Origin of the sequence: Variovorax sp. V213 (genome assembly GCF_041154455.1) — a bacterium.
Classification (GTDB): Bacteria; Pseudomonadota; Gammaproteobacteria; order Burkholderiales; family Burkholderiaceae_C; genus Variovorax.
Genome location: NZ_AP028665.1, coordinates 82,895 through 95,468 on the forward strand (window position 1 = coordinate 82,895; position 12,574 = coordinate 95,468).

Annotated in this window: 12 protein-coding genes; 6 read left to right on the plus strand and 6 right to left on the minus strand. The window is 63.0% G+C overall.

Translation table 11 applies throughout. From position 1 onward, the window contains the following. Positions 1 to 187 precede the first annotated feature (187 nt). From ACAM55_RS25475 to ACAM55_RS25485, 3 genes are all read left to right on the plus strand, one after another. Positions 188 to 397, plus strand: a complete 210-nt coding sequence (locus ACAM55_RS25475; RefSeq protein ID WP_369657052.1) for a hypothetical protein — start codon at positions 188 to 190, stop codon at positions 395 to 397. A 405-nt stretch (positions 398 to 802) separates the two neighbouring features. Further along, the gene (locus ACAM55_RS25480) at positions 803 to 1,966 is read left to right on the plus strand and encodes a sensor histidine kinase (RefSeq protein WP_369657053.1); all 1,164 of its coding nucleotides are present in this window, start codon (positions 803 to 805) and stop codon (positions 1,964 to 1,966) included. 256 nt (positions 1,967 to 2,222) lie between these two features. Beyond that, positions 2,223 to 3,197 carry an IS1595 family transposase gene (locus tag ACAM55_RS25485; protein WP_369657054.1) on the plus strand — a complete coding sequence of 325 codons (975 nt, stop codon included), beginning with the start codon at positions 2,223 to 2,225 and terminating at the stop codon, positions 3,195 to 3,197. 12 nt (positions 3,198 to 3,209) lie between these two features. On the opposite strand, the gene ACAM55_RS25490 is transcribed toward ACAM55_RS25485, so the two are convergent. After that, positions 3,210 to 3,590 carry a hypothetical protein gene (locus tag ACAM55_RS25490; RefSeq protein WP_369657055.1) on the minus strand — a complete coding sequence of 127 codons (381 nt, stop codon included), beginning with the start codon at positions 3,588 to 3,590 and terminating at the stop codon, positions 3,210 to 3,212. Positions 3,591 to 4,026: 436 nt separating this feature from the next. On the opposite strand from ACAM55_RS25490, the gene ACAM55_RS25495 reads away from it, so the two are divergent. Next, entirely contained in the window at positions 4,027 to 4,434 is a 408-nt protein-coding gene (locus tag ACAM55_RS25495; protein ID WP_369657056.1) for a hypothetical protein, read from the plus strand. Between the two features lie 472 nt (positions 4,435 to 4,906). On the opposite strand, the gene ACAM55_RS25500 is transcribed toward ACAM55_RS25495, so the two are convergent. The 3 genes from ACAM55_RS25500 to ACAM55_RS25510 are packed head-to-tail and all read right to left on the minus strand — an operon-like array spanning position 4,907 to position 7,507. Continuing rightward, positions 4,907 to 5,797, minus strand: a complete 891-nt coding sequence (locus tag ACAM55_RS25500) for a fumarylacetoacetate hydrolase family protein (protein WP_369657057.1) — start codon at positions 5,795 to 5,797, stop codon at positions 4,907 to 4,909. Positions 5,798 to 5,840: 43 nt separating this feature from the next. Then, positions 5,841 to 6,644 carry a hydratase gene (locus ACAM55_RS25505; RefSeq protein ID WP_369657058.1) on the minus strand — a complete coding sequence of 268 codons (804 nt, stop codon included), beginning with the start codon at positions 6,642 to 6,644 and terminating at the stop codon, positions 5,841 to 5,843. A gap of 53 nt (positions 6,645 to 6,697) precedes the next feature. After that, positions 6,698 to 7,507: an IclR family transcriptional regulator gene (locus ACAM55_RS25510; protein ID WP_369657059.1), complete on the minus strand. Its 810-nt coding sequence runs from the start codon at positions 7,505 to 7,507 to the stop codon at positions 6,698 to 6,700. A 226-nt stretch (positions 7,508 to 7,733) separates the two neighbouring features. Between ACAM55_RS25510 and ACAM55_RS25515 the strand changes: the two genes are divergently transcribed. Beyond that, complete coding sequence (locus tag ACAM55_RS25515; protein WP_369657060.1) at positions 7,734 to 8,906, plus strand: fumarylacetoacetate hydrolase family protein; 1,173 nt, start codon at positions 7,734 to 7,736, stop codon at positions 8,904 to 8,906. A 27-nt stretch (positions 8,907 to 8,933) separates the two neighbouring features. Continuing rightward, positions 8,934 to 10,484, plus strand: a complete 1,551-nt coding sequence (locus ACAM55_RS25520; protein ID WP_369657061.1) for a UxaA family hydrolase — start codon at positions 8,934 to 8,936, stop codon at positions 10,482 to 10,484. 97 nt (positions 10,485 to 10,581) lie between these two features. On the opposite strand, the gene ACAM55_RS25525 is transcribed toward ACAM55_RS25520, so the two are convergent. Together ACAM55_RS25525 and ACAM55_RS25530 are read right to left on the minus strand one after the other, a co-directional pair. Then, positions 10,582 to 11,643 carry an ABC transporter ATP-binding protein gene (locus tag ACAM55_RS25525; RefSeq protein ID WP_369657062.1) on the minus strand — a complete coding sequence of 354 codons (1,062 nt, stop codon included), beginning with the start codon at positions 11,641 to 11,643 and terminating at the stop codon, positions 10,582 to 10,584. A 93-nt stretch (positions 11,644 to 11,736) separates the two neighbouring features. Next, complete coding sequence (locus ACAM55_RS25530) at positions 11,737 to 12,414, minus strand: hypothetical protein (RefSeq protein WP_369657063.1); 678 nt, start codon at positions 12,412 to 12,414, stop codon at positions 11,737 to 11,739. Between the last annotated feature and the right edge of the window lie 160 nt (positions 12,415 to 12,574).

Below are 12,574 nucleotides of genomic sequence, written 5' to 3' on the forward strand. Positions count from 1 at the left end.
CGATTCACGGAGTGGTTTCGTGAGCTGGGTGAGGACGTGCCTTGTCGATGGCCCATGATGCTGCGCCTAGTATTCCGAAGTATTCCGTCACCCGAGACGGATTTTCCCTACGTCGCATACGGCGCCGCAGTCCATCATCAAGCCGGTTGTACCTGCTCGTGATCATCGGACGCCCCGGAAGCCCGCCGTGTTGCCCATCGACTACCTCCAAGAAATTGAACACGCCAGCTTTCCGCTGGAGGAAGATGATCACGCCAAGATCAGATGCGTGGAGTTGCTGTGCGCTGTCGGCTACCTCGACGCAACGATCACGGTAAGTGCCAACCAGGACAGGCGAGCCCGAGTGGCACGAATCACCTGGATGGGACGAACGGCGCTCAGCAACCTGGGCCCATGAAGCTCTTGAGCGCCCGATGGCAAGTTGTGACCTCCCCGCCCTGATACAATCCGACCTCGCCCAAACTTGATTTGGGTGTTGACTGGCCAGTCAAGCCGAATCTCACACCGGCGCGTCGAAGTCACTACGACGAGAAAAACAACAGGTGGCTTCCGCAACTGAACATTTGCCGTAACCGTGGACCGCGTGAGAGTTCACGACCAAATCTCCAAGCCCGCCTCGTGCGGGCTTTTTCGCGTCCGCTGATCACTCGAACTTCGGCCCCCAGACCGCAAGCGCGCGGTAATCCGTGCTGACGCGCTTCCGAAAAAGATTGTCCGGCCAGCGCCGCAGTGCCAGGTTCCGCAGCCATTGGCTCGGCCGACCTTCGGTGTTACGCTGGTTTCCCCATGAGGTGACGCGCGCATGACCAACGACGTATCCGGCTTGGGAGAGTTCATCAAGGGCAACCTGGAGCCGATCCTGCAAGAGTGGGAGACCTTCGCCCACTCCTTGATGCCGCTTGCCCAACTGGACAGGAAGGCCCTGCGCGACCACGCGGAAGAGATGCTTCGCGCGGTGGCCGAAGACATGCGCGTGCCGCAATCGGAGCAGCAGCGCGCAGACAAGGCCAAGGGGCTGCGGTCCGACACCATGCCGCAGCTCACGCACGCCGCCGAGGCGCACGCAGTCTCGCGGTTCGGCGACCAGTTCACGATGGACCAACTCGTGGCCGAGTTCCGGGCCATCCGGGCAAGCGTGCTCCAGCAATGGGCCGTGCACAGGGCCAAGACCGATGAAGCAGTGGAAGAGCTGACTCGTATCAACGAAGCCATCGACCAGGCGCTCACCACTTCGGTCACGCGCTACTCCGTGAAGCTCGATGATTCCCGCACCATGATCCTCGGTGTACTGGCCCATGATCTGCGCAACCCGTTGAACGCGCTGTCGATCGGGTTGCAGTACATCCTGCGCAGCGAGGCCACCGACGCTACCAGTATGAAGGTGGCAGCGCGGGCCCTGCAGAGCGTGGGCCGCATGGATGGTCTGATTCGTGACCTGTTGGACTTCACGCTGGTGCGCCTCGGACCCGGATTGCCCGTGACGAGAGAGCCGGCGAACATGGCTCAAATTTGCGCCAGAACGATCGAGGAGGTTGAGGCATCGCACCCCGGGCGCCGGTTGCGTTGCAAGACTGCTGGACTGGCGCATGGAGAGTGGGACCCGAAGCGGGTGTCGCAGATGCTCATCAACCTGCTCACCAACGCGCTGCACCATGGCGACCCCAGCGGCGAGGTCAGCCTCACGTTGAAAGGCACGCAGACCGAGGTGCGACTCGACGTTCACAACGAAGGGCCTCCAATTCCCGAGGCGCAACGAGCGACGCTCTTTCAGCCGCTCGCGGCCACCGCCTTGAAACGCAGTGGCGCGTCCCAGTCATCCGGTCTGGGGCTTGGCTTGTACATCGCCAACCAGATCGCAACGGCTCACGGAGGCAGCATCGAGGTGAAATCAACCGACGCCGAAGGCACGACCTTCACAGTGCGGATGCCTCGACACCTCGTGAAGGCCAACGACGCGACAGGATGAACATGATCTAGTCGACCGAGCCGCGGCTCGATCTCCATCAGTTCCCCAAAGCCGTCTGCAGTTGCCTGTCTGCGCCATCGCCTAGATGAGCCTTACGCTCAAGCAGATCAACGGTGTGCCACTGCTGCCGCAACCGGTGCGCGCAGGCGGCGATCCAGACGTTGGCTGGCACGGGTTCCATAGCTTCCATTCTAGGCCAATTACTGTATATTTAAAAGGGGTATCCTCTTAGCTCCAGCAATTGCGGAGCCACTGGATGGACGTACAGATATTAGCGCCGTCAGCGGGCAAGGACTACCCCCAGACCTGGAACGAATTCCTCGACTGGTTTTCCACCGAGAACGACTGCCTCGCCTACCTGGAACGGTTGCGTTGGGGCAGCGGCTTCGTCTGCCCGAAGTGCGGCAGTATTGGCGAGGCATACCGTGCCAGCCGCACCCGCCTGATGTGCCGAAGCTGCCAGCACCAGACCACGGTGACTGCCGGCACCATCTTCGACAAGACCCGCACGCCGCTGCGCGTGTGGCTGGCCGCGGCCTGGTATCTGACCAATCAGAAGCAAGGCGTCAGTGCTCTGGGGCTGCAGCGTGTGCTCGGCCTGGGCAGCTATCAGACCGCCTGGACGATGCTGCACCGGTTTCGCCGCGCGATGGCGCGGCCGGGCCGGGATCAGCTCAAGGGCGTGATCGAGGTTGATGAGACCTACATGGCGCTGACCGACCGCGAGGATCCACCCGTCAAGACCGGGCGCAAGCGCAGCACCTCCAAGCTGCTGGTCGCCGTGGCCGTCGAACTGCTGGAGCCCAAGGGGTTCGGCCGCATCCGGCTGCGTCGCATTCCCAAGGCTTCAGCGCAGTACCTGATTCCGTTCGTTCAGGAGAGCATCGAGCCTGGCGCCCAGGTGCGCACTGACGGTGCGGGCGCCTACCAGCCGCTGAAGGATTTGGGCTACGACCACCAGCGCACGGTGATGCTCGGCTCGGAAGTGCCGGCGCATGTGTCGATGGCCGGTGTTCACCGCGTGGCGGCGCTGGTCAAGCGGTGGATTCTGGGGACGCACCATGGTTCGGTGCAGCCCGAACACCTGGATGCCTACCTCGATGAGTTCGTCTTCCGCTTCAACCGCCGCACCTCAGGTTCACGCGGGATGCTGTTCTATCGGTTGCTTCAGCAGGCTGTGGTCACTGGTCCCGTGACCTATGCGGACGTGGTCCAGTCGAGCGACTCATAAGGCCCAAAGCCATCAGTTCAACCCCAAGGGAATACCGGTCGCGCCATCCAGCTTGGTAATCCTCCAGCGGTCAGAGTCCTTGTGTTCGTAGTCCACGCGGTAATCGAGGTTGGAGTGCATGGTGAGCAGTAGAACTTTGAAGATCACACCGCCCTCGTGAAGCTCGCGGGCCAATTCAGCCATCCGGTCGTAGAAAGGCCCTTCCCTCATCGCACTTAGAAGGGTCACTTCACCGGCTCGCTCGAACGACGCGCTGGCGCCATCCTGTAGCTCGTCGATGTAGAACCTGAAGAAGGCGCGTGACCAGCCAGGGAATTTCTCCAACATCAGCCCCGCAAAGGTCTGTGCGAGTTCCACAACTATTTCAGAGTCGCGCTTATTTGGGTGCGTCATGTTTGGCTTGGTTGGCCGTTTTGAGCCGTTGGACCTTGAGCGTAGCGTTTCCCTTTGGCAATCGCTAAAATCTGTATGTACATCCAGTATTTCACCATGCTGGAGCTAAGAGGATACCCTTATATTTAAACAGTACTTTTGCCGAGCCCACTATGCCGAAAAGAACTGTGAAACCGCGCCTCTCGTGGCGCATGGCGTTCGCCCATGCGTGGGTCGAATTTGCAGATGGCCAGGCCGACCTCGAGGACTTGCTCGAGAAGGGCCACCGCCTGTATCGAAAGAGCCGAACTGGCCGCGTGCGCCTTTGGCACCATCAGCTTTGCCGGCGTCGAGCAGGCGGGAGGTCGGTGGTGCGACCAGGTCTGGTACTGCGAGGCCCACAGCCTGCCCGGCCCACTCTCCCTGCAACTGCTACAGAACGCCGCGGATATGAACCATGACCCAAGCTGAGCTTTTCCTTTCGCGCGATGCAGCGCAAGTGCAGACGATAGCGGATCAACCGGATATGCCGGACGAAGACGTGCCCTTCCGTTTCGAAAACGTCGAGCCCGTGCATCGGGTCACGTACATCACGCGGCTCGTGGACTATCCACATCCAGCTGCGGATGCCGTCAAGGTGGCAGAGCAACGCTTCCGGCGCGAGCTCGACCGGCAATTGGGTGACGACGTGGTGCCGGCGCTTCGGGCGTTCCAGAACGCCAGCGAGTCGGGCGAAAGCGATCTCACCAAGGACGAGGTGGCGCTGGCCAAACGATGGATCAAGGCCTTCGATGCGGCCAGGACCGCAGGCTTCCGCGACCTTGGCGACACCGACGAGGCGTTCTTCGACGTGCGGCCAGTTTGACCGAGGGTGTCACGCCGACAATCAATGAGTCACCGAATTCTTCGGTCGATTGGTGGGACGGTGGATTCAACTCCTATTTCGAACGGTGAGAAGCGAAAGCCCAACGGGGAGGCTGGGTCAAGGATGTGACTACGGGGCCGACGGTTTTTGCTTCTGCGCCGCAACGAACCGCACTTCAAACTCGTTGATCGCGTCCACCGCCGGGTTGCCTGCTCGCGAGAAGTTGTGCCGATCTGCTCGGTGATGCAAGCGATTTTGGATCTACCGCAGGCGGGTGCAACCAGGAGCGAATTGGACCGGATGATCGCTGTTGCAATGTTGGCCTGGCCGGCGGCGGTATCGCGCAAACGGGAACCTAAGCATATACGGGCTCGAAGGTCGCCGACGGGTGAACGCGATTGCCATCATCGCCGGCGCGCTCGGGCATACGCTCACGGCTAGGCAATCGTAGAACTCGCCTTTTGCTGTCGCCTTAGAGCTCAGGCAATTGGCCAGCACGCCAGGCGGCGCCCATGGCGTCGCTGTAGGCAATGGCTTGCTGGCGCTGCGTGCCGAGCAGATCACTGCCCAAGGTCATCACATCACCGTCCTTCAGGAACACAGGCGGTTTCTGGCCGAGACCGACACCTGGCGGCGTACCGGTCGGGATCACGTCGCCGGGCCGAAGCGCCATAAAGCGGCTGAGATAAGACACGATGGTTGCAACGCCGAATATCTGCGTGCGGGTGTTGCCGGTCTGCCGTCGAGTTCCGTTCACGTCGAGCCAGAGGTCGATATTCTGCGGGTCCGGCACTTCATCAGCCGTCAGCAACCAGGGTCCTATCGGCGCATAGCCGAGGTAGCTTTTGCCTTTGGTCCACTGGCCTTCCATTTCGATTTGCCAGGCACGCTCTGACACATCGTTGCAAAGGCAGTAGCCGGCCACATATTGCAGCGCTTCTGCTTCGCTGACATGCCAGGCCGGACGTCCGATCACGATAGCGAGTTCGACCTCCCAATCAAGCTTGCCTGAGCCGGGTGCGACGACGATCGGATCGTTGGGGCCAGCCAGCGCGCTGGTGTGCTTGTTGAAGACAATCGGCTGTGTGGGGATCGGCGTGTTGGTTTCTGCCGCATGGTCGGAATAGTTGAGGCCGATGCAAACCACATTCGGAACCTGGCCTACGCAGGGGCCGAGCCGTGTATCGGCGGGCATGGCGGGCAAGCTCGACGCATCGAGGGCGCGCAGCCTTGCAAGGCTCTCGGGCGAAAGTGTTGGCCCGTGAATGTCGCTCACGACGGAAGACAAATCACGCAAGGTCCCGTGTGTATCAATGAGGCCGGGTTTTTCAGAGCCGCGGGGGCCGAATCGAACGAGACGCATGGGGAATCCTTTTGGGTATGTATTCAGGTTTGAGGCCGCGTTGTCAAAGCTGCTCGAGCGTCAGCGCAAGTTCGCCGAAGTTGCCATAGCGAAGCACGGCGGGACGCTTGAACGGTAGGTCAATCGCCCCCGCAAATGAGCCGGTGATCACTGCCTGCCCGGCCTCCAGACCCGTGCCCTGGCTGCGCAGAAACTCGGCAAGCCAGTAGAGGGGCAAGCGCGGGTCGCCGTTGGGGTGGCTGGCTGCAAATGTGATGTCGTCATGGCCCTGCACCGAGAGTGCAATCTCGAAGGGGCCAGGAAATGGCTCCTGTGCAAAGTCCACGGCGACAGTCGGCCCCAGCACCACGCTTTGGTGCCACAGGCTGTCGGCCATCAGTTCAGCGCCACTGGCGTCTGCAGCATCGTCATAGCGGCAACCGAGCACCTCGACCGCCAGCCGCACGCTGCCGATGGCGGCGTTGACATCGGCGTGGGTGTAGGGGGTCGCCCGTGGCGGCAGGCTTTGCTTGAGCTCGAATGCCAGTTCGGGTTCGATGCGTGCTGCGCCTGTCGGTCCCGCAGGCGCGGCAGCCACGCCGCCCGATGGCCTCGCCTCATGCAGCGCGGCGGCGACCCAGCGATCGCCCGGGGGCAACCCGCATTTCCAGCCGATGGCGGGGTTGCCGCGCAGTTCGCTGATTCGCCGCTGGATGCGCCAACCGTCTTCCGGCGTGGCAGGACGCAAGCCGGCTTCCAGCCTTGCACCGAAGCGACCCGACGACTGAAGTGCGTGCAGGTAGTGTGCGGCGGCCTCGATGGCGCTCGGTTCCATGTTTTTGACGCCCTCGATCTGGATACCGTTCATTTGTCTGTTTCCTTGTGTCGATCGAAATGACCTGTTTGGCCCGTCTATGAATCTCATGCGGCATTTGCCGCCGGGCTGTCATCCCTGGGCCAGACCAAGCCCAGCGTGCCGCTGGCCTGTTGCAGCAGGGCATGAAACTCCGCGTCGCGCTCGGTGCCCATGCGTAGCAGCGGGCCGGCGATGCTGATCGTGCCCAGCACGCGCTGGCTTTCGGGCTCGCGCACTGCTGTCGCAATCGCTTTCACGCCGGGCTCTGCCTCTTCAACTGCCAGCCCGTAGCCGCGGGCGCGGGTCGCGTCCAGTTCACGCAGCAGTTCATCAATGGTCTGCATCGCGCGCGGACCGGCGAGTTTGCCGGGAGCGGCCGGCTGGCCCAAGCCGTTTTGCAATGCCAGCCGGGTCGCCGCTTCGTTGCTCATCGTGGCCAGCCACGCCTTGCCGTTGGCGGTGGTGTGCAGCACGGGCCGGCCATTGAGTGCCGGCTGGTACATCAGGCCGGGTGGCGCGCCTTGGGCTGATGCGAACCAGTGCAGCGCGTCGCCCTGCACAACGGTCAGTCGCACCAACTCACCGCAGCGCCTGGCCGCCTCATCGAGCACGGGCTGCACGATGCCAGGCAAGCCAGTGCCGCGCAGATATTGCTGGCCCAGCAAGGCGAGCTTCAGCGTCAGGCGATAGCGCTCGGTTTCGGCATCCTGCTCAATCCAGCCGAGCGCGGCCATTTCCGCCAGCAGCCGATGCGCCGGGCCTTTTTGCAGGTCCAGTGCAGTCGCGATGTCAGACAGGCGTCGCCATTGACCTTCTACCGCCAGCAGTTCGATGACTTCGAGACATCTCTCCAATAAACCCTTGACAAGCCGCATTTGAAGAAACAGAATTCTTGTTGGAACAAAGTTACTTTAACGACACGCAAGGCAAGTGTCAATCCTTTCGCAAAGGACATCGGCCTGAAAACCGAAGTCCATTCATCGAAGGAAACAACACGCGTTCCGATCACCAGTGCATTGCTTTTCGCTGCGCATTGAAGGTGCGGCGTACCTGGTGTAGGCCGGGCAGCCGCGACTCACGAAAAATAGGCAGAGAGTTTCCATGTCCCTCGATCTTTCCTGCACCTTGCCGGACGACGCCGCCGATGCGCTGCTGATTGGCAGACTCTGGCAGCCCGGCATCGGTCCGACGGTAGTGGCCTGTCATGGCGGCATGCTGCTCGATTTGTCGGGGCTGGGCGCCACCGCCAGTCAATTGCTGGAACTGCCCCATGTGGAGGGCGCCGTGCGCGCCGCCTTGCCGACGGCAACCCCACTGGCGCCGCTCGCCACGGTGCTGGCCAACTCCGACGAGGCTCTGCGGGACGAATCGCAACCGTGGCTGCTGGCCCCGTGCGACCTGCAAGTCGTCAAGGCCAGCGGCGTGACCTTTGTCGCGAGCCTGCTGGAACGCGTGATCGAAGAACAGGCGCGCGGCGATGCTTCGCGCGCTCAGGCGATCCGCACGGCGCTGTCAGGCATCCTGGACGACAACCTGGCCGGCATCGTGCCCGGCTCCAACGAGGCTGCGCGTGTCAAACAGGTCCTGATCGCGCAAGGTGTCTGGTCGCAATACCTCGAAGTTGGCATTGGCCCGGATGCCGAAATCTTCACCAAGGCACCGGTGCTGTCGGCGGTGGGCACCGGCGCGCAGGTCGGCATCCATGCGGAGTCGCAGTGGAACAACCCCGAGCCCGAGGTGGTGCTTGCAATCAACAGCGGCGGCGCGGCCGTCGGCGCAGCGCTGGGCAACGATGTGAACCTGCGCGATTTTGAAGGGCGCAGCGCGCTGCTGCTCGGCAAGGCCAAGGACAACAACGCGTCGTGCGCGATCGGCCCCTTCATCCGACTGTTCGATGCGGGATTCACGATCGACGACGTGCGCCGCGCCGACCTCGCGATGCGGGTCGACGGCCCGGAAGGCTTCACCATGCACGGCGCCAGTTCGCTGGCCAAGATCAGCCGCGATCCGCTCGACATCGTGGCGCAGGTGATCGGCCCGAACCACCAGTACCCCGACGGCTTCATGCTGTTTCTGGGCACGATGTTCGCGCCGACGCAAGACCGCCACGGCCCCGGCCTTGGCTTTACCCATGAAGTGGGCGATGTGGTGCGAGTGGCCACGCCCCGGCTCGGCACGCTGGTTAACCGCGTCAACCATTGCAGCAGCATTGCGCCCTGGAGCTTCGGCATCACTGCGCTGATGGGCAATCTGGCGCAGCGCGGGCTGCTCTGATCAACACCAAGGCGAGACCGAAGTTCCATGAATCAATCGACCGTTGTATCCAAAGCCGTGAATGACGTGGCGCCGCTGATCAGGCTGGCTGCGCAAGACGACGTCGGCATTGCCAGGCGCGACCTGGCTGCTGGCGAATCGCTCGCCCCCCTTGGGCCGGTATGTGCCGGTCCCGTTCCCGCCGGCCACAAGGTTGCCCTTCATGACATCGCAAAAGGTGCGGTTGTGCGCCGCTATGGCCAGATCATCGGCATGGCGACGCAGGCCATCAGCGCCGGTGCTCATGTGCATGTGCACAACCTCGGCATGGGTGAGTTCACGCGCAGCTCCAGTGTGGGCGAGGCCTATCGGCCAACAAGTTTCATCAATCCCGCCGCAACCTTCATGGGAATAGTCCGTGCCGACGGCCGCATCGCAACGCGCAACTACATCGGAATTCTGTCAACGGTCAATTGCTCTGCCAATGTGTCGCACGCGATTGCCGAGCGCTTCAAGGGTGCGGCCCTCGCCGCCTATCCGAATGTCGATGGCGTTGTACCCCTCACACACGGCAGCGGCTGTGCGATGGATCCCGACGGCGAAGGGCTGGCCTTGCTGCGCCGCACGCTGGCAGGCTATGCACGGCATGCCAACTTTGCTGGTGTGCTGATCGTTGGACTGGGCTGCGAGTCCAACCAGCTTGATGCTTTGAAAGTGGCTGGTGAACTTTCTGAAGGCCCGATGCTGCGCACCCTGGGCATTCAGTCCAGCGGTGGCACGCGCGCGGCGATCGATGCCGGCGTGGCGGCCATCGAGTCGATGTTGCCTGAGGCGAACAAAGTACAGCGACAGCCGGTGGCTGCCAAACATCTGGTTGTCGGCCTGCAATGCGGCGGCTCTGACGGCTATTCGGGCATCTCGGCCAATCCGGTGCTGGGCGCTGCGGTGGATTTGCTGGTGCGTCATGGCGGAACCGCGATCCTGTCGGAAACGCCAGAGATCTATGGGGCGGAACATTTGCTGACGGCCCGCGCCGCCTTGCCGGCAGTGGCCGCAAAGCTTGAAGAGCGCCTGCGCTGGTGGGAGGACTACACCTCGCGCAACCACGGCGAAATGAACAACAACCCATCGCCGGGCAACAAGGCAGGCGGCTTGACGACCATTCTTGAAAAGTCGCTCGGCGCCGTGGCCAAGGGCGGCAGCAGCGGCTTGATGGCGGTTGTCGAATATGCCAGGCCTGTTCAAGCGCATGGGCTGGTGTTCATGGACACGCCCGGTTATGACCCGGTCTCTGCAACCGGCCAGGTTGCCGGCGGCGCCACCCTGCTCTGCTTTACCACCGGACGAGGCTCGGTCTATGGCTGCAAGCCTTCGCCTTCACTGAAGATCGCCACCCATTCAGGCCTCTACCGGCGCATGAATGAAGACATGGATTTCAACGCCGGCGAGGTGCTCGATGGTACGGCCAGCGTTGAAGATGCCGGTGCGCGGCTGTTCGCGCTGATGCTGGAGACGGCCTCCGGTGGCAAGACCAAAAGCGAAGCACTCGGCATAGGCACCGATGAATTCGTGCCGTGGCAACTTGGCGCGGTGATGTAGTCTTTGCCTTGGCGGCGAACGCCGGTCATCCGAAGTTTCTCGCTGTCGCGAGCACTGAATCGGGCGAGCCGCATTCCTCTTGCGATCCTTGCAGGGATCAGTGCAACGTCTCGAGCCGTTCGCCGGAGTCCGCGCGGAAAAGATGAACATGCGCGCTGTCCGCACTCAGGTGCACCTGGTCGCCGGGGCGCACACTGACCCGTTCGCGCAGCACGCAGGTGAGCTTGGTGCCGCCCGCATCGACGATCAGGTGGGTCTCCGAGCCGGTGGACTCCACCACCAGCACGCGCGCCTCCACGCCCTCGGCGTCCAACCGTAGATGCTCGGGCCGCACGCCCAGCGTGAGGGCCTGCCCGCTTGTGGCCGGCACGCCGGGCACGATCCAGTGGTTGCCCGCGTTGTCCACAACGCCCTTGCCGTTCACCTTGACGGGCAGCAGGTTCATCGACGGCGAGCCGATGAAGGCCGCGACGAAAACGTTTCGCGGCCGGTCGAACAGGTCGAGCGGCGTGCCTACCTGTTCCACGATGCCATCGTGCATGGCCACGATCTTGTCTGCCATCGTCATGGCCTCGATCTGGTCGTGCGTGACGTAGACGGTGGTGGCCTTCAGGCGCTGGTGCAACTCGCGAATCTCAGCGCGCATTGCCACGCGCAGCTTGGCGTCCAGGTTGGACAGCGGCTCGTCGAACAAGAAGACCTGTGGGTCTCGCACGATGGCTCGACCCATTGCGACGCGCTGGCGCTGGCCGCCGGAGAGTTGCTTGGGCAGCCGCGTGAGCAGTGGCTCCAGCCCCAGGATCTTGGCGGCCCGGGCCACGCGCTCTTCGGTCTCCTGCTGCGGCGCATGGCGCAGCTTCAGCGAGAACGCGAGGTTGTCCGCCACCGTGAGATGCGGGTACAGCGCATAGTTCTGAAACACCATGGCGATGTCGCGATCCTTGGGCAGCAGGCCATTCACGCGGCGCCCGCCGATGCGGATCTCGCCGCCGTCGATCCCTTCCAGGCCCGCGACCATGCGCAATAGCGTGGACTTGCCGCAGCCCGACGGGCCGACCAGCACAACGAATTCGCCGTCGCGGATGTCGATGCTCACGCCGCGGATGATCTGCGTGCTGCCGAAGGACTTGGCTACGTCCTGGATCTCAACTGTTGCCATGATGTCTCCTCATTCAAAAAGTGAAGCTGTTGCCGCGCAAAGCCGGCCGCGTGCCGCTGCGCACACCTGCGGGTCGGGGGGAGCTGTGATCCCTCATCCCGCTTGCCAGGCGGTTTTTAGCCGCGTGTATTCATGCAGATAGCGGCCCACAGCAGCGTCACGTAGTTCGGTGGACTGTTGCAATAGCGCAAGGGCCGCGTCAAAGGCGCCGGGATCACATGCTTCCAGCAACAGCACCCAGCGAGCCGGGGCCTGCAGGTCCTTGCGGTCCTTGCTTTCGGCAGTGCGCTGGCCCGACAGGCCGGCGTCCGAGCCCAGCAGGTGCGCACCGCTGATGCGCGGCAGCCGCGCAGCGGCTTCCAGCGCCGAGGTGAGACGCGGCACCACGTCGCGCACCGTGTCGTCCGCGATGTCGAAGCGCACGGTCAGCATCGCCCCACCCGAGCCCACGCCGTGGCTGGCCATCACGCGCGTGAGTGATCGCGTCGTCGTCTGGAAATGTGCGGTGGTCGCACGCGTCCACTCCGTAGGCTCGTTCAAGCGCGACAGATAGTCACTGCCCTGGATGACCTGGAAGCTCGCGGTTTCATACAGGGTGAAGAACTCTGGCTGGGTCGCCGCATCGGCAGCCCGATAGCGGCGCCCCCGCACAAAACCGGGAATGCCCACGCGCTCGGGCATGTGCTCGTGCAGATGCCAGGCGTAAAACTCTGCGCGCCCGGCCTCGGCGATGTCGTTCCAGATAGCCACTGCACCTTCACCTGCCAGCATGGTTTTGCTCCTTGAATGTGGTGGGCACGGCCTCGCGCAGGTTGAGCGCGACTTGGCCGACCCTTCGGAAATACGGCGCAGCCGCTCGCCCGGCCGCGCACGATGGACGCCTGTGAACAAGAACGACGCCTGGAGCGGTGGACGCGCAGGGCGCCTCGGC